Annotated in this window: 23 protein-coding genes and 1 tRNA gene; 12 read left to right on the plus strand and 12 right to left on the minus strand. The window is 29.4% G+C overall.

The window, feature by feature from the left end; all coding sequences use genetic code 11:
* Positions 1-124: 124 nt before the first annotated feature.
* The 6 genes from map to AJN58_RS00690 form a co-directional block, all read right to left on the minus strand.
* Complete coding sequence (gene map, locus AJN58_RS00665) at positions 125-883, minus strand: type I methionyl aminopeptidase (protein ID WP_002856112.1); 759 nt, start codon at positions 881-883, stop codon at positions 125-127.
* A 9-nt stretch (positions 884-892) separates the two neighbouring features.
* Positions 893-1636, minus strand: coding sequence for a glutamate racemase (murI, locus tag AJN58_RS00670; RefSeq protein WP_002862287.1), 744 nt, complete (start codon positions 1634-1636; stop codon positions 893-895).
* A gap of 1 nt (position 1637) precedes the next feature.
* Entirely contained in the window at positions 1638-2099 is a 462-nt protein-coding gene (locus tag AJN58_RS00675; RefSeq protein WP_002862288.1) for a C40 family peptidase, read from the minus strand.
* Positions 2100-2107: 8 nt separating this feature from the next.
* Entirely contained in the window at positions 2108-3277 is a 1170-nt protein-coding gene (gene nhaA / locus AJN58_RS00680) for a Na+/H+ antiporter NhaA (protein ID WP_070277993.1), read from the minus strand.
* A complete protein-coding gene (gene nhaA / locus AJN58_RS00685) occupies positions 3274-4422 on the minus strand; it encodes a Na+/H+ antiporter NhaA (protein WP_032603391.1) in 1149 nt (382 codons plus the stop codon). Before nhaA (AJN58_RS00685) ends, nhaA (AJN58_RS00680) begins: the two co-directional genes overlap by 4 nt.
* Before the next feature lie 141 nt (positions 4423-4563).
* Positions 4564-4746, minus strand: coding sequence for a YjfB family protein (locus tag AJN58_RS00690; protein ID WP_002856010.1), 183 nt, complete (start codon positions 4744-4746; stop codon positions 4564-4566).
* A 360-nt stretch (positions 4747-5106) separates the two neighbouring features.
* Here AJN58_RS00690 and AJN58_RS00695 point away from each other — a divergent pair, with 360 nt between their 5' ends.
* The 9 genes from AJN58_RS00695 to AJN58_RS00735 all read left to right on the plus strand — a co-directional run bounded on the left by AJN58_RS00695 (position 5107) and on the right by AJN58_RS00735 (position 13770).
* Positions 5107-5319 carry a hypothetical protein gene (locus AJN58_RS00695; RefSeq protein WP_002862290.1) on the plus strand — a complete coding sequence of 71 codons (213 nt, stop codon included), beginning with the start codon at positions 5107-5109 and terminating at the stop codon, positions 5317-5319.
* A 351-nt stretch (positions 5320-5670) separates the two neighbouring features.
* Positions 5671-7761 carry an FTR1 family protein gene (locus AJN58_RS00700; protein ID WP_070291907.1) on the plus strand — a complete coding sequence of 697 codons (2091 nt, stop codon included), beginning with the start codon at positions 5671-5673 and terminating at the stop codon, positions 7759-7761.
* Positions 7758-8297 (plus strand): iron transporter, encoded by a 540-nt coding sequence (locus AJN58_RS00705; RefSeq protein ID WP_002778842.1) that lies wholly within the window; start codon positions 7758-7760, stop codon positions 8295-8297. The genes AJN58_RS00700 and AJN58_RS00705 overlap by 4 nt, the downstream gene beginning before the upstream one ends.
* An 83-nt stretch (positions 8298-8380) precedes the next feature.
* Positions 8381-9784 (plus strand): Fe-S-containing protein, encoded by a 1404-nt coding sequence (locus AJN58_RS00710; protein WP_070277996.1) that lies wholly within the window; start codon positions 8381-8383, stop codon positions 9782-9784.
* Positions 9774-11063, plus strand: a complete 1290-nt coding sequence (locus tag AJN58_RS00715; RefSeq protein ID WP_070291908.1) for an ABC transporter permease — start codon at positions 9774-9776, stop codon at positions 11061-11063. The genes AJN58_RS00710 and AJN58_RS00715 overlap by 11 nt, the downstream gene beginning before the upstream one ends.
* Positions 11053-12171, plus strand: coding sequence for an ABC transporter permease (locus tag AJN58_RS00720; protein ID WP_070287494.1), 1119 nt, complete (start codon positions 11053-11055; stop codon positions 12169-12171). The genes AJN58_RS00715 and AJN58_RS00720 overlap by 11 nt, the downstream gene beginning before the upstream one ends.
* Entirely contained in the window at positions 12168-12821 is a 654-nt protein-coding gene (locus tag AJN58_RS00725) for an ABC transporter ATP-binding protein (RefSeq protein ID WP_002860103.1), read from the plus strand. Before AJN58_RS00720 ends, AJN58_RS00725 begins: the two co-directional genes overlap by 4 nt.
* Complete coding sequence (locus tag AJN58_RS00730; protein ID WP_002851267.1) at positions 12818-13306, plus strand: TlpA family protein disulfide reductase; 489 nt, start codon at positions 12818-12820, stop codon at positions 13304-13306. Before AJN58_RS00725 ends, AJN58_RS00730 begins: the two co-directional genes overlap by 4 nt.
* The gene (locus AJN58_RS00735) at positions 13267-13770 is read left to right on the plus strand and encodes a TlpA family protein disulfide reductase (protein WP_070233505.1); all 504 of its coding nucleotides are present in this window, start codon (positions 13267-13269) and stop codon (positions 13768-13770) included. The genes AJN58_RS00730 and AJN58_RS00735 overlap by 40 nt, the downstream gene beginning before the upstream one ends.
* A 9-nt stretch (positions 13771-13779) precedes the next feature.
* Here the strand turns inward: AJN58_RS00735 and AJN58_RS00740 are convergent, their stop codons facing one another.
* From AJN58_RS00740 to AJN58_RS10020, 3 genes are all read right to left on the minus strand, one after another.
* The gene (locus tag AJN58_RS00740) at positions 13780-14217 is read right to left on the minus strand and encodes a DUF411 domain-containing protein (RefSeq protein WP_044779906.1); all 438 of its coding nucleotides are present in this window, start codon (positions 14215-14217) and stop codon (positions 13780-13782) included.
* A gap of 302 nt (positions 14218-14519) precedes the next feature.
* The gene (locus AJN58_RS00750; RefSeq protein WP_044779907.1) at positions 14520-14936 is read right to left on the minus strand and encodes a hypothetical protein; all 417 of its coding nucleotides are present in this window, start codon (positions 14934-14936) and stop codon (positions 14520-14522) included.
* A gap of 174 nt (positions 14937-15110) precedes the next feature.
* Positions 15111-15287, minus strand: a tRNA-Leu gene (locus AJN58_RS10020).
* Positions 15288-15394: 107 nt separating this feature from the next.
* On the opposite strand from AJN58_RS10020, the gene AJN58_RS00755 reads away from it, so the two are divergent.
* Positions 15395-16525, plus strand: a complete 1131-nt coding sequence (locus AJN58_RS00755; protein ID WP_002807533.1) for a tyrosine-type recombinase/integrase — start codon at positions 15395-15397, stop codon at positions 16523-16525.
* 45 nt (positions 16526-16570) lie between these two features.
* Here the strand turns inward: AJN58_RS00755 and AJN58_RS00760 are convergent, their stop codons facing one another.
* Positions 16571-16843 carry a helix-turn-helix domain-containing protein gene (locus tag AJN58_RS00760; protein ID WP_002807532.1) on the minus strand — a complete coding sequence of 91 codons (273 nt, stop codon included), beginning with the start codon at positions 16841-16843 and terminating at the stop codon, positions 16571-16573.
* A complete protein-coding gene (locus tag AJN58_RS00765) occupies positions 16843-17766 on the minus strand; it encodes an AAA family ATPase (RefSeq protein WP_002822189.1) in 924 nt (307 codons plus the stop codon). The genes AJN58_RS00760 and AJN58_RS00765 overlap by 1 nt, the downstream gene beginning before the upstream one ends.
* 116 nt (positions 17767-17882) lie before the next feature.
* Between AJN58_RS00765 and AJN58_RS00770 the strand changes: the two genes are divergently transcribed.
* Entirely contained in the window at positions 17883-18575 is a 693-nt protein-coding gene (locus AJN58_RS00770; RefSeq protein WP_002807530.1) for a helix-turn-helix domain-containing protein, read from the plus strand.
* Between the two features lie 239 nt (positions 18576-18814).
* Here AJN58_RS00770 and AJN58_RS00775 read toward each other — a convergent pair whose 3' ends face one another.
* Entirely contained in the window at positions 18815-19135 is a 321-nt protein-coding gene (locus AJN58_RS00775; RefSeq protein ID WP_032704054.1) for a hypothetical protein, read from the minus strand.
* A gap of 246 nt (positions 19136-19381) precedes the next feature.
* On the opposite strand from AJN58_RS00775, the gene AJN58_RS00780 reads away from it, so the two are divergent.
* Positions 19382-19576, plus strand: a complete 195-nt coding sequence (locus AJN58_RS00780) for a hypothetical protein (RefSeq protein ID WP_070291909.1) — start codon at positions 19382-19384, stop codon at positions 19574-19576.
* Positions 19577-19580: the final 4 nt, after the last annotated feature.

Consider the following 19580-nt stretch of genomic DNA (forward strand, 5'->3'; position numbering starts at 1 on the left):
CTTAATCTGCTATAAAAATATCATTTAGTAACTTAAATTATTAAAGAATATTACTACAATATTATTTAAAAAATTTTAAATTTTTAGAATTTTAAGAAAAAAATATTATTTTTATAATTTAATATCATATCATAGAAAGAATTTCAGCACGCCCATTAATCACAGCAACACAATGTTCATAATGAGCCGCATTAAGCCCATCAATACTTCCAGCATCCCATTTTCCATTATAATGCTTTGGTGTTCCATCTTTTTGGCATATCATAGGCTCTATGCAAAACACCATTCCATTTTTAATTTTAGGGCCACTTTTTGCACTCGCACCTTTTTCTAAATAATTTAAAATTTCAGGCTCTCCATGGGGCTTTCGTCCTATACCATGTCCACAATATCCACGAAGCGGGACAAAACCTCTTGCATGGATAAATTCGCCTAAAGCAGCTGAAAGTTCCTTAAAACGCATTCCATCATGAATAATATCTATAGCATGATATAACGCGTCTTTAGCACAAGAGATTAAAGCTTTATCAGTGGGTGAAACTTCTCCTATAGCAATAGTTCTTGCTGCATCCCCATAATACCCATCAATCAAACTTCCCACATCAAGACCTAAAATATCACCCTCTTTGATAATTTTATCATCTGGAATTCCATGGATACAAACTTGATTTAAAGATGTGCAAATGGCACCTGGAAAACCATAAAGTCCCTTAAATGATGGCTTGGCGCCAAGGCTTAAAATATAATCTTCTGCCATTTTATCGATTTGTTTTAAGCTCATTCCTATTTTAATTTCATTCTCTAAAAAATTTAAAGTTTTTGCTACAATTTGATTTGCTATTCTTAACTTTTCTATTTCATCTGGTTTTTTCAATTCTATCATTTTATTTCCTTATAAATTTAGCCAAATTTTAGCAGTATTTTTTAAAGATTCAACATCGCTTGAAGCATAAAAATGCAATCTTGCTTTATGATTTTTCAAATCTATATTTTCTCTTTCTTTAAGAAATTCAACTATAGCATCTCCTGAATGAATTAATTTTGTTTTATCGCCAAAATACTTACTTAAAGAACGACCTAGTAAAGGGAAATGAGTACAAGCGAGTATCAAAGCATCTGGAGTTGTGATATTTTTAAAATAATACTCCATAGCACTTTGCAAAAAATCTCCTTCAAAAATACCTTCTTCAACCATAGGCACAAAAAGCCCTGTAGCTAAAGCATTTATATTTGTATATCCTTGAAATAATAAACGCTTTTGGTATTCTTCTGATTTAATGGTTGCTTTTGTTGCAATGACTAAAATTTCTTTATTTTTATCATGTAAAGCTTTTATCGTTGCTTCAACCCCTGCATCAATTACACCATATACTGGAAAATGTGCTTTTGCTTTTAAAGCATCTAAAGCATAAGCACTAGCAGTATTACATGCAATGATAAGCATATCAATTTGGAATTGTTCAAAAAATTCCAATGCTTCAAGACAGAACTTTATAATAGTATCTTTATCTTTCACCCCATAAGGAACTCTTGCGGTATCTCCATAATAGATAATTTCATCAAACAGTCTAGCTTCATAAAGAGATTTTAAAACACTAAGCCCCCCTACTCCGCTATCAAATACACCTATTTTCACTTTAATACCTTCTTGCTCCTATATAACGAGCCTTCCAATAAGAACTATTTAACTCGACTTCTTTTACTCCACCTTTAGTAGATAAATGTATAAATTTTCCCTTGCTCGTATAAATACCAACATGCATACCATTTGGCCCTCTACCTGTCTTAAAAAATACCAAATCTCCTGTTTGCAATTTTGATTTAGAAACTTTTCTCCCAGAACCTAATTGAGTTTTTGTAGTGCGAGGTATGCGTATATTAAGCTGAGCTAATGCACTCTGTGTAAATCCTGAACAATCAGCACCTTTTTTAGTAGTTCCACCTAAAACATAAGGAGTTTTTTTCCATTCATTTGCTATAGTTTTAAGTTTTGTTTCTTTATTTGTATTATAAATCGGACGAGTATAGTTTAAATTCTGATAAAAACTACATCCACTTATAAAGAATACAATCGTGATGATGAAAAAAATATGCCTCATCAGTCCCCTTAAGATCGAGTAGCAAAGAATTTAAGATAAATAAAACCCCAAATCCCAGAACAAAATGAAGCTATAAGAATAGCTAAATTATCTGCATAATTAAAAATATCACTGACTTCATACGCCAAGCCATCGATAAACAAACTCATTGTAAAACCAATACCTGTAAGTATACAAACCCCATAAAGTTGTTTCAAATTTGAACCTTGGGGCAAGGCTGCAAATTTAAAGCGGATTGCCAAATAAGAAAACAAAAATACACCCACTTGTTTACCCACAAAAAGCCCCAAGAAAATACCTATACTTACACCTGAAAAAATTGCTCCCATATCGATATTGGATAAATTTACCCCAGCGTTAGCAAAAGCAAATAAAGGCAAGATAACAAAAGTGAGCCAAAATTTTAGACTTTCATAAATTTCTTCTAAAAATGCTTCTCCATTTTTAGTTTGCATCGGTATAAAAAACGCTGTTATGATTCCAGCCAAAGTTGCATGCACACCACTTTTTAAAACACTAATCCAAAGAATAACTGAGCAAATAAAATAAAAAGACTTTCTTGTTATTCCTAAAATATTTAAAACAAGCATTACCAAAATAGCAATTCCTGCAACGACAAAAGCAACTATTGATAATTTTGTCGTATAAAAAATAGCTATAATTAAAATAGCACCCACATCATCAAAAATAGCCAAAGAAAGTAAGAAAATTTTTAAACTTGATGGAATATGCTTACCACACATCATTAAAATCGCTAAGGCAAACGCTGTATCTGTAGCTGTAGGTATAGCCCAACCTTTTAAGGTATAAGCATCTCCTATATTCACCAAAGCAAACAACATTGCTGGTATAAGTATACCCCCTAAAGCAGCCATAAAAGGTAAAACAATATTTTTAGGATTTTTAAAATCCCCATGCAAAAATTCCTTCTTAAGCTCAAGCCCTATAGCAAAGAAAAATATAGATATAAGCCCATCATTTATCCAAAGCAAAAAAGGTTTATTAAGCTCAAATTCACCTACACTAAATCCGACTTTTAAATTTAGAAATTCTCGATAATGTTCGCTAAAAGATCCATTTTGCACAAGCAAAGCAAGCAAAGTACAAACTATAAGTAAAACACCACCAAAAGCCTCATTTAAAACTAAAGTTTTTAATTTATGTACTATATTATTCATTTAACAATCTTAAGATAAATAAAACCAACAATGGCACTTAAAAAACTAGCTATTAAAATAGCAAGTTTATCCGCATGTTCAAAAATATCACTATTTTTATAGGCCAAACCATCAATAAATAAGCTCATCGTAAAACCAATGCCTGTTAAAATACATATACCATAAAATTTTCCATATTTAATATTTTCAGGTAGTTTTGCAAGCTTAAGTTTGATAGCAATAAAACAAAAAGTAAAAACACCTAGTTGCTTTCCTAAAAATAATCCTAGAATAATTCCAAGGCTTACAGGTGAAAATACTGAACCAAGATGCATATCTCTGATATCAATCCCAGCATTAGCAAAAGCAAATAAAGGCAAGATAAAATAAACCACCCAAGGATTTAAATCCTTAAGAACTTCATGCAAATAAGGTTTTTTATTTTTTGTATCAAGCGGTATAAATAAAGAAATAATCACACCAGCCAAAGTCGCATGTACTCCACTTTTAAGCATAGCTATCCACAATACAACACCTACTAACACATACAAAGAAAGATGGGTGATGTGATAATAATTTAACAAAAGCAGAGCAAATATACAAAACAAACAAATAATAATCGCCAAAGCTGAAAGCTGATCTGTATAAAATAAAGCAATAATAACAATAGCGCCCAAATCATCAAAAATAGCTAAAGAAAGTAAAAAAAGCTTTAAACTTGTAGGAATTTTATTTCCTAAAAGCATCAAAATGCCTACTGCAAAAGCTATATCAGTTGCTGTAGGTATTGCCCAACCTTTCATAGCAAAATCATGGGAATAATTAATAGTAGCAAAAATTAAAGCAGGAGTAATCATACCCCCAAAAGCTCCAAATATAGGTAAAGACACAGCTCTTATATTTTTAAGCTGTCCGCGTAAAATTTCATATTTTAACTCAAGCCCTATACATAGAAAAAATATAGCTATCAAACCATCATTTATCCATAAATCCAACGACTTTGAAATTTGAAAATGATCAAATCCTACTGTAAAATTAGCATGAAAAAAATCTGTATAAATAACACTTAAAGAAGAATTTTTACATAATAAGGCTAAAAATGTAAAAAATATAAGCAAAATACCAGGGAAAGTTTCACTTAAAACCATCTTCTTTATCATTTGCATCCTTGCTCCTAAATAAATATTATAAAAATTTAATACGATAAATAAAATGGCAAAATTATAACGAAAAAATACTAAAGAAATAATTATTTAAAAAAACAAGCTCAAGATACCAACAAGTTCTTAAGCTTGTTCTTAAGATATTTAAGCGTAAATATCCAAACCACTAGAGCTAGAAACTTGTGGAGCGGAGGCTTGAGAGACACCTTCCATACCTTCGATGAGTTCATTCATCAATGCCTCGTTTGTGTCCATAGATTTTTTCAAAACTGAAGTATTAACAGCAGTCATTAAATTAGCATTACCCATAGAAACATCTGAAACCATATTATCCTCCTTTTAGATTGAGTCTTAAGACTTTATTTAAATCGGATGATATTTTTAAAACTTAATATTTTTTACTAAACTTTTTAAAATTTTTCAAGGAAACCAATATCTGAAATTAAAAATCATAAATTTTTTAAGATAAAATCCTATTTTAAAAATTTTTACACTATGAAACAATAAGCAAAATATAAATGGTTGGTACTTTTAAAAGTGAATTAAATGGATAAAAATTTATTTCAATAAATTTAAGTTTTATCTTATTTTATACGATTTATAATATAATCAAAAATTACAACTTAAGAAAAAAATGAAAAAAATATCTTAAGTTTAGTAAACATTGTAAACTAAGAGGTTAATGAAATGATACTGGTAACACCTTGTGGCGTTATGGATACCACAAATTTTGGCAAAAGTGAAGTAAATAGGCAAACTATAGATTTTTCTTTAAAATCTCAAGAAAAAAAAGAGAAAGTAGAAGCTGAAGCTGAGAAAGAAGAAGTAAATAAAGACAATAGCGATTCTACAAACACAGATACCAACAAAAAAGATAAACTTTTGGATATATCTGCTTAGTCTAAAATATACTATAGCTATATCTCCTTAAAGAATACGCAATAAATGATTTTTTGATTTTTATTAAGCTTTTAAAACACTAAAAAATGAAAAATTAAAAATACAAAAACAATATCCCAAAGTGCATAGCTTAGAAGAAAGCCTTGCGATACTTAAAAACAACCCATATTAAATCACAAAAATAAGATATATTTAAAAATTTATTAAAATATATCTTAAATATAATTAATAAAAAATATTATCGATACAAAAGCTTATTTTTTAGTTCTATTTAAGATTTTTAATATTATACTAGCCATTATTTATTTTGATAATAAATATTATTTTTATCAAAAACCAAGGGTAATGATAATGAAAATTTTTAAAATTATATTTTTAATTGTAAGTATTTTTTTATCAAGCTCAGCTTTTGCTAGAGTAGATGATTATATTAATGAAGCAAATCTTATCAAAGATATGCTAAAACAAAGCATAGAAACTTACAAAAAGGGTGATAATCTAGGTGCTAAAAAGCTTAGCGAAGATGCGTATTTTCAACATTTTGAAAATATGGAAGGCCCTATAGGAAGAAACATAGGAAGAAAAGCCATCACCATGGAGCGTAAATTTGTAAATTTGCGTCGCATGTATAAAGATGAAGCTCCTTTAACACAAATTAATGCTTTAATTGATAGTTTTTATTATGATCTTGATGAAGTAGCCCCAATCTTACAAAATGGATATCGTTTAAAAGCAGAAGCAAGCGATACAAACTATGATAAGGCTAAAGCTGAAAAATCAAGCCTAGAAGCCAATGCCAAACGCGAAGCTGATGCAGAAGCTTTAATCGCACAAATGATGGGCGTGGATAAAAAAGATTTAGCACAAAGCTCTTTAACCACCCAAGTTCCTACACCTACAAACAACGATGCGAGCAAACTTACAGATGATAATGCAAGCGCTGATTTACAAGCTGCTGCTGCAATGGACGCAAGATTGCAATTTATACTAGATAATATCTCTACCAAATTTTCACAGGCAGCTAATGCTTTTAAAGAAAAAAACTACCAAGCTAGTAAAGATTTTTTAAATGATGCCTTATTTAGTGATTATCGCAATACCAAAGTAGAAATTTTAGTAAATAAATTTACCAAAGCAGGAAACGATCAAAAAATTCAACAAGCCATACGCACCCTTATACGCCAAATCAACGATGCAAAAATAGATGAAAAAGACTTAAGAAATGGCTTAGATAACATAGAAGAACAAATTTTTGATGTTTTCTTACAAATTCCAAATTCAGAACTTTCAAGTTTGCAAATTTCAGGCTTTAATGATGAAACAAAAGGCAAAGATTATGCCAAAGTTTCTAATGATATCAAACTTGCCTTAGATGGAATTTTGAAACATTATGATGGCTTTAGCGCTTCTATAGTAGATGATTTGCAAGGAATTTATCTAGATACTTTTGAAGCAAGCGGTATGGAAAATAAAATCGGTGCTGTAGATAGCGGCTTAAAACTTAAAATAGAAAGTTTATTTTCCAAAGGCGTAGCACTGATTAAAGCAAGTGCAGATAAAAAAGAGCTTGAAGCTACTTTTAATGACTTAGAACAACTCATAGCAAACAGTGTAGATAAAATTCAAGATTCCACCCCTTATTCGTTGTTTATATGGGCTTTAGGCATTATTTTGCGTGAAGGCTTGGAAGCTTTGATTATCGTTGTAGCCATTGTTTCTTATCTTGTGCAAAGTGGCAACAAAAATCGTCTAAATATCGCCTATAGTGCTCTTTTTACAGGAGTGATTTTAAGTTTTATTACCGCTTTTGGAGTTTCTTGGCTATTCAAAGAAAATGCAGGACAAAGTAGAGAGCTTATAGAGGGTATTACCATGCTTATAGCCGTATTACTACTCTTTTATGTGGGCTTTTGGCTACTTTCAAACGCACAAAATAAAAAATGGACAAGCTTTATCAAACAAGGTGCTATAGATGCTATATCAAACAATAGTGCAAAAACCCTTTGGATCACCGTATTTTTAGCTGTTTATAGAGAAGGTGCAGAAACTGTGCTTTTTTATCAAGCCTTGCTTTTTGATGCTAAAACAAGCACTGATTTTAGTGCTGTTTTTGGTGGGCTTGGACTTGGAATTTTAATACTTATTGTTTTATATTTTCTTTTAAAAGCAGGAGCCATTCGCATACCTGTAAAACAATTTTTCTATATCACTTCTTACATTATTTTTTACATGGTTTTTGTTTTTACAGGCAAAGGCATAGCTGAACTCATAGAAGGAAAAGTCATCATTCCTAGTCTTATACCTATGAATTTTGAACCGATTTTATGGCTTGGAATTTATCCTTACTATGAAACCTTAATCCCTCAATTTATAGTTTTGATCATGCTAATTATTGGCATTTTAATAACAAAACAAATTTCAAAAAAAGGAGTAGAATCATGATAAAAAAAGTTTTATCAGTAGTTGCTGCAGCTGCGGTTATTAGTACAAATTTATTTGCAGGCGAAGTGCCGATCGGCGATCCAAAAGAACTTAATGGCATGGAAATAGCCGCTGTTTATTTACAACCTATTGAAATGGAGCCAAGAGGTATTGATTTAGCTGCATCTTTAGCAGATATTCACCTAGAAGCTGACATTCACGCACTTAAAAACAATCCAAATGGTTTTCCAGAAGGTTTTTGGATGCCTTATTTAACTATAGCTTATGAACTTAAAAATACCGACACAGGTGCAATTAAACGTGGAACTTTGATGCCTATGGTGGCTGATGATGGTCCTCACTATGGTGCAAATATTGCTATGGAAAAAGATAAAAAAGGTGGCTTTGGCGTAGGAAATTATGAACTTACTTTTTATATCTCAAATCCAGAAAAACAAGGTTTTGGACGCCATGTTGATGAAGAAACAGGCGTGGGCAAGTGGTTTGAGCCTTTTAAAGTAGATTATAAATTCAAATACACAGGCACGCCAAAATAATTTTACGCTCGGATTTTCCGAGTGTTTAAATATTTTTATTTTTATTTGAAAAAATTAAAATAACAATGTTTAAAGAGTAAATTATGAGTATATATTTTGTGCATTTTCTTATCAGTGTTTTGCCACTAAGTATTTTAATAGCCTTTATCACTCCTGATAAAAAATATATTTTTAAAAGTTTTTTAGTAGTTTTTTTGGGCTTTTTATTTGGATATTTTGCTTTTTTTATCGCGGCACAATTTTTAAAAACCGAAAATTTAATCTTTAATTTTGATTTTGTTTTTATAGGTTTATTGCTAGTAAGCTTTATATTTTATTTTTGGAAAAAAATTGAAATTTTAAATTTTATTTTATTAGGAATTTTAAGTTTTTGCACCGCTTTGCATTATTATTTTTTAAGTCAAGATTTCCCTATTTTTACTAGCTCTTTAATCGATAGCGAAGGTATAAGCTCTTTAGGTTTTATTGCTTTAGCCTTGCTTGTTTGTATTTTGATTTTCTTCTTTTTAAAATGGCAAAAAAATTTTAATCAAAAAACAAGCTTTATGCTGTTTTTACTGCTTATCCTTATAGAAAGCGATAAAGCTCTAGCCAATATCTTGCTTACTTTAATGCGAAATTCCATCATAGAAACTCATGCTTTTTTGGTGAGTTTTGTAGGAAAAAGTAATTATTTTGGTGTTTTTGGAATTTATGTTTATTTAATTTTCATCACTTTTTTAGCATTCTTAAGCTTAAAAATTCGCAAAAAAAATATAAGCAAAAAACAAATTTTAGATATAAATTATCGCAAAAATGAAGCTAAAACAAGTCTTATTAATCGCTATTTTTCCAGTGTTTTTATCTCCTGTGTTATAAGTTTTTGCATTGTTTTATACTTTTTTATGGTAAGCTCTAAGCCTTTAACCATAGATGAGCCTAAAGAAATTTTACCCGATAAGAATGGCAAATTTATCTTTGATATAGCTCTTTTAAGGGATAACAAACTCCACCGCTTTGCTTATATCAGTGCTGAAGGCAAAGTGATAAGGTTTTTTCTTATCAACAAAAGAGAAGATAAGGATTCTCCTGTAGCTGTTTTTGATGCTTGTATGATTTGTGGAGATATGGGCTATATCAAAAAAGATGGACAACTCATTTGCATTTCTTGCAATGTGCGTATTTTCTTGCCTAGTGTAGGCAAAAGCGGGGGTTGCAATCCTATCCCACTCAAATACGAATACGATGGTAAAAAAATCACCATAGATGTTAAAGATGTAATAGCAGGATCTAATTATTTTAGTCAAATCAAAGAAATCGAAGTGCAAGATCCTGTATCAAAAACAAAAATTATAAACACCCAAGCTCCTTTTTCTTATAGCTATAAAGGGATTACTTATTATTTTTCAAATCAAAACAACTATGAAGAATTTAAAAAAGATCCTGCAAAATATGTAGAAGAAAACGAAGCCCAATTTTTAATCCAAAGGAGAAACGATGTTGGCTAAAATGATTTTTAACTCTATATTTAAAAACAAAATTCAAAAATTTTTAGCCTTTCTTACTTGTTTTTTAGCCACGCTTTTACTCTCTACTATGCTAAATATTACCCTAAGTATAGGCGATGAAGTAACTAAACAACTCAAAAGCTATGGCTCTAATATCCTTGTTTTACCCAAAGGCTCAAGCCTTAGTATAGAAATAGGTAATGAACTTTATGAACCCTTAAAAAACAAAAACTACCTAGAAGAAAAAAATTTATATATGATTAAAGACATTTATTGGCGTAACAACATCACCGCACTTGCTCCTTTTTTAGAAGGTAAAATCGCAATTGAAAACTCCCAGCAAAAAGCACTTATTTATGGCACTTATTTTCAAAAAGCCATAAAAATTAAAGATGATGATGATTTTATCACAGGTATAAAAAGTCTTTATCCTTATTTAGCAGTCCAAGGGGAATGTGCAAAAGATGATAGCAATGAAATCATGCTAGGCGAAGACTTTGCTAAAAACAATAAACTAAAATTAGGAGATACTATCAAACTCATAGGAGAAAACAATCAAAGCAAAGAAGCAAAAATCGTAGGCATTTTACTTCATGCCAATCCTAAAATGTCAAATAAAATCATCGCTCCTTTAAATTTAGCTCAAGATTTACTCAACAAACAAGGGCTTTACTCAAGTGCAGAAGTAAGAGCTTTTACCATACCTGAATCAGCCCTTTCTGAAAAAGTGCGTCGCATGGGCGAAGAAAAATTAGATCAGTTAGAATATGACAAATGGTATTGCTCAGCTTATGTAGGCTCAATCGCTAGTCAAATTAGTGATGGCTTACCAGGTGCTGATGCAAAAGCTCTAAATGCTATAAGCGATGCTCAAAGCTTGGTGGTTAAAAAGATCCAATCCTTAATGGGCATTACTTGTATTATTTGTCTTATTGTTGCAAGTATTGCGATTTCAAGTCTGATGAGTTCTGAAATTCATCGTAGAAAAAAAGAAATAGGACTTTTAAAAGTACTTGGTGCTAATACTTTTCAAATTTATCTCATCTTTGCTAGTGAAAATTTAATCGTAGCTTTATTTGCTGCTTTATTTGGCTTTATTTTTGGCACAGCACTTTCTCAAATCATCAGCCTTAGCATTTTTGGATATTTTATTGATATAGCCTTTGTAGCTTTACCTTTAAGCTTTATTTTTGCAGGACTTATTGCCTTGCTAGGTTGCTTGCTTCCTATCAAAAATATCACACAACTTTCAGCTGCAGGAGTGCTTTATGGTAGATAAGTTTTTCCTTAATGAGCTTTTTAAAAGCATTAGCTTTTCTTATCAAAGACTTTTTATAATAGTTTTAAGTGTTTTTATAGGAGCACTTACTTGCTCAGCTTTTTTAAATATTTATTTTGATATTGACACCAAACTTTCTAAAGAATTAAAAGCCTATGGAGCAAATGTAATGATAAGCCCGAAGCAGGATGAAAATTTTATCTCCAATGCTGAGTATGAAAAAATAAAAGAAAATTTAAAGGCTAGAGCTTTAACTCCTTTTTTGTATGATTTTTTAAATTTAGGTAGTACAAGCGGAGTGGTTTTAGGCACTGATTTTAGGGCTTTAAAAATCACTAAACCTTTTTTAGAAGTTAAAGAAGGAAGCTTTTCTCTAAATGATTTTGATGAAAATTCAGCCTTTTTAGGGGTTAATTTAGCCAAGCAACTAGGCCTAAAAACAGGCAATGAACTTCAAATTTACAATCCAAACAACGGAAAAAGCATAAAACTTACCATAAAAGGCATACTTTCAAGCAATGATGAATTTGATAGCATTGTTTTAGCCCCTTTAAGCGTGGTGCAAAATTTAAGCGATAGAGCCGGTATTAACTATGCTAATGCTGTAGTTTATGGAAATTTTGATGAAGTTAAAGCCAAAACACAAGCAATCAACAATGAATTCATCGATGCAAAACCTATATCTTCAGTATCCTTAAGCGAAGGTTTAGTACTTGGAAAAATCAAAGCTTTAATGTTTTTAATCATACTTGTAGTATTGATCATAGTCACCACTAGCGTTAATACGACCTTAAGTTCTATTATATTTTCTCGCAAAAAAGAAATCACACTGCGTTTAGCCTTGGGTGCAAAAAAAAGTGAAATTTTTAAACTTTTTGCTAGTGAATGCTTTATAGTAAGTTTTTTTGCTAGTTTAATCGGAGCTTTTTGTGGGATATTTTTAGCCAATGTCTTTGGTTATTTGATTTTTAATTCTAGTATTGATTTTAGATTTATAGCTGTTTTTATAGCCTTAATCATTTCTTTGATTTTTGCCTTTTTGGCTGCATTTTTTCCTATAAAAAGAGCATTAAAAATCAATGTGTGTGAAAATTTGAAAGGTGAATGATGAAAAAAGAACTTATTAAAATAAACAACTTAAATAAAGAATTTGGCAAAGTTAAAGCCTTAAACAATATCAACTTAAGCGTCTATGAAGGAGAATGGCTTGCCATCATGGGTCCATCAGGAAGTGGAAAATCAACGCTTTTAAACATACTATCACTCATGGATACTCCAAGCTCTGGGGAGTATATCTTAGACAATGAAAACCTAGAGCAAATGGATGAAGAGCAAAAAATCACCTTGCGTCGTGAAAAAATAGGACTTGTCTTTCAACAATTTCATCTTATCCCCTATCTTAACGCCTTAGAAAATGTTATGCTCTCTCAGTATTATCACTCAAGCGTAGATGAAGAAGATGCTAAAATGGTTCTTGAAAAAGTAGGACTTTCACATAGACTCACTCATTTACCTAGCCAATTAAGTGGCGGGGAACAACAAAGAGTTTGTATAGCAAGAGCTTTGATCAACAACCCAGAGCTTTTACTCGCAGATGAACCCACAGGGAATTTGGATGAAGCCAATGAACAAATCGTTCTTCAAACCTTGCAAAAATTAAAAAATGAAGGTAAAACCATAGTTTTAATCACACACAATCCTGATTTAGCCAAATTCGCAGATCGAACCCTTATCTTACAACATGGGGTGTTAAAATGAAAAAAAGCCTTTTAATCTTAAGCATTTTGTTTTTGCTCAATGCTTGTTCTTTTGAAAATTCAAAAGATACTGGAAAAGTTGGAGAAAAAAGCGCTGAAATTTCAGCTAAAGATACTTTAGGAAAAGCTGTAAAACTTGCTGATGATAATACAAGTTTAAAAGTCTTAGTCTTTTTTCAAAATGGCTGCCCTTCTTGTTTAAAAGAACTCCCTTCTTTGGATGAATTCATACAAAATCACCCCAATAAAATCAGTGTTTATGCTATAAATTCCATCGATAATGCCAATGTGGTTAAAGTTTTAGCCGAACAATTTGACTTTAAAAATGTAAAAGTTTTAAAAGACGATCTTAAAATCACCAATGATCGTTATGCTGTGTTTGCAACCCCTACTACCATCATCATTAAAGATGGGATGATAAAAGATAGAATTTTAGGAGAAAAACCATGGGAATTTTTCGAATCCAAGCTTATTTCTTTGCTTTAATCATAGCTTTATTTTTTGTAGCTTGTGATAGTGGAGAAAATTTTAAAGCTTTAAATAGTGATAAAACCTATAATTTTGCCTACAATGGTTTTGAAAAAAGCCTAAAAATAAATGATAAAGCACAAAATTTTGCCTTAATATTTTTCACAAAAGATTGTGGAGTTTGTAAAGAACAAATTCCTATTTTACAGAATTTGGCTAAAAATTATGATTTTAATATCTTTGTGGTTTTAGGCGATGCAAATGATGCAAATGATGCAAAAGCTTGGGCTGATGAAAAAGGTTTATCTAATTTAGCAATGTTTTATGAAAAAAGAGCAGCTAAATACCTTTCAAGTGCCATTGGGGAAATATATGGAGTACCTGTGCTTAGTTTTTTCAAAGAAGGAAAAATGGATGAAAAATTCATAGGCTTAACTCCTTATAGCATACTTGAAAAAGAAATCAAAAAAGTAAAAAGCTAAAAATTTACTTTAAAGCTTTTTATCTCCTATAAAATATCCATAAAGCTCATAGCTTCCATCTTTTTTCATCAAAATTACAGGATATTTTTCACTATAACCTTGTTCCATTCCTGGGCTTCCTTGCGGCATGCCAGGAGCTGAAATTCCTATAACATCTTTAGGTTTGTTTTCAAGCAACCATGCTATGGCACTTTCAGGAACATGCCCTTCAATAGCATAGCCTTCGATCACACCCGTATGGCAACTTTGATACTCATCTTTTATACCCATTTTTTCTTTGATTTTAAGAAAATCATTGGTTTTATGAATACTAACCTCATAACCCTTAGCTTTCATATAATCAACCCAAAGATCACAACAGCCACAAGTAGGACTTTCATAAACTTGTATTTCCTTAGCCTGCGTAAGAGTGAGTAAAAAAAGAATGGTTAAAATTGTTTTTTTCATAATTGCTATCCTAAGTAAAAAATATGTAATAATACTTTTATAAAGTTAATACCATCACATTTTTAACACTAAAAATGAATTTACAAAAATTTAATCAAGAAAAAGATTTTTAATGGGTGCTGATTTTGTCTTTACGGCAAAGATATAAAAGATAAAACGATTTTAAAAAAAACTAGAATTTTTTAACTTAAAAAGCTTAAAATTTAGATATACTTTATACTTACTATGTTTTTTCATAGTATGTTCTAATAGTGGATTTCCACCAAGAGTGAAAACTCAAGGCGGATTTTTATTTGCAATATTTACTTAATAGAATAATTATGATCGCTTGTTCCTCCGCATAAATACCCCTTCTTATCAAAACTTGCAATTTCGCAAGAAAGAGTAGAGAGCTTAGCTCTTTTACCATCGCTAGTTAATATAAGAACTGTCTTATAATAAACATATTTGCTTTTATCTGAATAATAGTCTTTTATATTACTTTGAGTTACTTTATAAGTTCTTGGATCAACTTTTGCAACAATATCTGCTTCATAAAAAGTTGCCTTTTTAAAAAGTGGCTGACCTATAATTGGTTTGATGCTCTCTTGGAAATATTTGTTTTGCATTTCACTTGCTGAAACTGGAACTAAATCTTTTTTATTAATAACTATCAAATCTGCAAATGCTGACACATTTAAAGCAACTAAAGCTGCTAACGCTAAACCTAATTTTTTCATTTTATCTCCTTGAATTGAATTTTGTATATTTTAATTATTTTTCAAATCTTTTGCAAGATAATTTTTAAATTTATCTAAATTAAATTTGCATTTTATCTAACAATCATAAGAAATTTTAAAATGAAATAAAAATTTATGAGAAATCAACTCTTGTTTGAAAATGATAAAAGTAAGTGGTGCGGATGAAAGGACTTGAACCTTCACGCATTGCTGCACCAGATCCTAAGCCTAATGCGTTTTGTTATCATTTTTTATCAAAGTATTGAAAAATAGGCGTTTTATTGTTTAAGTTTATCTTAAAAATAGCATTATTTTATACCATTTTGAGAAAAAAACCGCTACCAAAACCGCTACCACTAAAATTCATTTGAGATACTATTTTTAGTATATTTTTAATTTTATATTATGTAAAAAATAATAAAATTTTCTGCGTAAATTAAAAGCAAAAAAGGAATATCTTGAAAAATCTAGTAAAAATAAAAGAATACAAGGGTATATATTTTATAGACAAAGATAAGAAATTGGAGGATATAAAAGAAATTAGCTTAGTAGAATTACAAAGAAGATTAACTATACCATACGAATTGGCTATAAGATATTATGAAGGAAAAAAATCAAATTATGAGATATTTCCTATTTTAAATAACACCCAGACCCTTAAAAAGAATTGTGAGTTAATTGCCTTACAAAGAATTAATGGAAAATTTGCAAAGAAATTTAAAATTAAAGAACCTAAACTAAATGAAGTGTTTGAAGAATGGATTAGTATGCGAAAAAATACTATTTCTAAAAAACATTATGAGGTAACCATATTTTCATATAATGCACATATAAAAGATATTATAGGAAACATCAAAATAAAACAAGTCAAATTAAAAGATATGCAAAATATTGTCAATAAAATGATTGATCAAGGTAAATCTCCAAGAACAACAAAAACGATAAAAGATATACTTTCTCCAGTATTTGAATTTGCTATTAAAAATGATTATATAGAAAAAAATATAGCAAGAGAAATAGAGATACAAAAATTTGATAACAAAAGATATTTTACTATTGATGATGAGGATAGAAATGCTCTTTATAAAGCTATTATAAATTATGAAAATTTAATGATAAGAGCTATGTTTATATTTCTTTTACATGGAAGAAGAAAAAGTGAAGTTCTTACATTAAAATGGGACAATATTGACTTTGCTAATAAAATTTATTTTTTACCTTCAAGCCAAAATAAATCAAGGAAAAACTTACAATTTCCGTTAAGTTCTTTACAAATAGAAGCTTTAAAAAGCATTGGAGTAAAAAATAAAGGATATATTTTTATTAAAGAAGATGGAAACCCCTATAAAGATATAAGATGGCATTGGGATAAAATAAATCAAAAATTAAAAACTCCTATTAGATTGCATGACTTAAGACATTTAATAGGATATATAGGTATTAATATGGGTATATCTTTAGAAGCTATTGGAGAAACATTAGGACATTCAAGCATAGGAGTTACAAAAAGATATGCAAATATTAAAAATGAAACTATTAATAGTACTCTAAATGCTATTTTTAGTAATTTTAAAACTGAAAAACACTAATTTACAATGGTTTTTTAGGTTTTTCGGTTTTTTAGTTAAGTGTGATTAAAATTTTAAACTATTTTTAGAGCTATTAAGTTTTAAATATTCATCAAGATCATCTTTTTTAAAAACAAGTTTTTTGCCAATTTTACAAAAAGGAACTTTTCCTAAATTACAATCCTTGTAAAGTTTTGAAGTGCTTATTTTTAAATAGTTTGAAGCCTGTTGTACATTTAAATTTTCATCAGTTTTATTCTTGATTAATTCATTTTCTTTTAAAATCTTTTTAAAGATATCTTCAAGATCACTAGCTTTGCAAATTACTATATTATCCATTATTTTTCCTCATTTTTTAAGTAATAAAAAATCGAATTGTTATCAAAACGATTTTTTAGCATGCACCATTTTCCTTTTTTTGCATATTCTTGCAAAAGTTTTCTTGCCTTTTCACGACCGACATATCTTTTGCAATTTCTTAAGACTAGGTTGATTAATTCATTTTGCTTAAAACGACCCATCTTTAAAATCTCTAAAACAGTTTTTATAAACTCGATCTCATAAGAACTCATCTCAACGCTATCAAATTCCATTTTTTCTAAATTGCTAAAATTTAAAACTTTGAATGCTATTTTTTCAAGCAAAAATCTTCCAATTTTTTCTGGTTTTAATAAAATAGAATTCATTTCTTCATTATACTCACACTTATAGCTAAAATCGGCGTAGTCGACGATTTGGTGGCTATCAGAAAAAACTCCGCTCTTATTTAAATGATGAATAAAAAGCACAGTCCCACCTCTTTTTCGAATTATTTTCTCTTTTGAAAATAAATAATTGGGATCTATAAATCTTCCTATTTTTTTGGTAACGCAATTTAGAGAATCAACAATCATAAATACATTGAACTTACTTTGAATTTTTATTATTTCATCACATATATTTTCAAAAAGCATAAATTTTTTATCATAACACGTTAAGTCAATTAAAAAAAAACGATTTACAAAATTTTCAAGAAGATTTGCAAAACCATATTTTTTTAAACTCGAAATTCCCATGTCTGCATTTATGTAAAACACTCTAATTTCATTATCTTTCTTTAAAATTTCCTTGCAAAAATACAAACAAACACTCGTCTTTCCGCTAGCACTACTACCGTAAAGCAAGCCCAAAGATTCTTTTGGAATCAAATTTTTTAAGAGCCATGATTCCTGACAAGAATGAAAATTTTCTAATTTGAGTGAAAATTTTTTTATATTTTCCATGATTTAATCCTTTTTTAGAATTATAAATTCTTTTTTTTAAAATAATATAAATTTTTATTTTTTTTTTAAGAAAAATGTCTTAATATTTTAATAATTTTATACAGGATAATTCTATTATGATAAAAGAAAATATTAAGTTTTTAAGAAAACAACATAAATTGACACAACAAGAGTTGGGAGAAATTTTAAACGTAGGACAAAAAACAGTAAGTATGTGGGAAAAAGGGTATAACAACATTACACTTCCTATAATACTAAAAATATGTGAGCATTTTCAAATTAGTCCAAATGAGCTACTAGCAAATAATTTAGCGGATGTGGAATTTCATAGAAATCTTAGAAATTACAATAGACTTACACATGAATTACAGATAAAAAATGGCTTAAATGATTTTTTAAAATCAAACATTGTAAATATGCAGCTTCAAAAAATATCTAAACATATTCGTTCTCTCAAAGGCGTAGGATTTATAGAGAAATTAAGCGAAAGCTGGAATGGAAACGGAGAGAAAATGCTTTTAATTCTTCTCTTGTTTATCAAGCACTTAAACAAGATAGAATTAAGTCACACAACAATGAGTAAAAAAGATTTTATAAGCATGTTAAAGAAGTTTAAAATTTCTCTAAAAAATATCAAATTATACTCTTTAGTTTTAAGTGAAAAAGACAAAAGAAATATTATAGAATGGGCAGAAAAAAACTTAGATGAGATCGATGTAAATGCTTTATTTGTTGATTTAAGAAAAGATGTTGAAAAAATAATTATAAATGAGCTTAATTCGTTTAATTATTTAATTTTTAAGGATTAAAACAGATAATATTTACTGGTTGCTATTTACCAACTAAAATTTTGCAACAGAATATAAAATCATTCTGCATAAAGATTTGTTGGTTTTTAAAATAACTATTTTTGTTATTCTTTGAATTTTTTATATTATATTTTGGCTGTTTTATTTATGTAATTTTACATAAATAAAAAGTTTTTCCAATTTTACAACAAAATCCTTTATGCTATGAGTAAAAAATAAGTCTAGCTTTTTAGCTAGGCTTAGTGATCTCGTATAGCACCGAATATATGTTTGTATTTACAATGTCCGCTTCTTATATATTCTGCGATTTTACTTTTTCTTCTATGCTTTTTCTCATCATAGGGAACTATTTTTATATTTTTAGCAAGGAATAATACAAAAGCAATTACAAGACTAGATACAGATAAAAGCCCTAAAATACCTATAAAGCTAGTGATAATTTTTAAATATACCAAAAGCAAAACAATAGCTGCAACTCCGCAAGAAAGCCAAAGAGTAAGTATGAGTTTTTCGGTTGTAGTCATTTTTGATTTTTTAAGTTTTACTTCTACTTTATCCATTGTTATTTCTTTCATATTAACTTATTTATATAACATAATTATATTATATTTTAATAAATTTTTGTAAGTATTTTTGCTATTAAATGCTTATTTTATAGGGTTTGGAACGGATTTCTTTTTTTGTCTGACTACAACTTAACTTTAAGTTGATTGCAAGTTAATATGCAATTTTAATCTCTATTGCAGTCCTTCTCAAATGGATTACACGAGCAATCAAAACATAATTATTATGATCCAAGAGGTGTTATGACTGATCACAATAAAGCCATAGACGATTTAAATTCAAGATATCAAGGTTTCTTGAAAACAAGAAATGCTCCTGCTAAAGTTGAATCAGAAGGACTGGCATTTGATGTAGAAAAAGCAGCAGGCGCAGCTGAGAAAAAAGCAGGAACTGCTATCAAAGAAAGAAATGAAAAAATCAATGATACTTATAAATAATAAT

The organism is Campylobacter sp. BCW_4321 (genome assembly GCF_001763075.1).
GTDB lineage: Bacteria > Campylobacterota > Campylobacteria > Campylobacterales > Campylobacteraceae > Campylobacter_D > Campylobacter_D jejuni.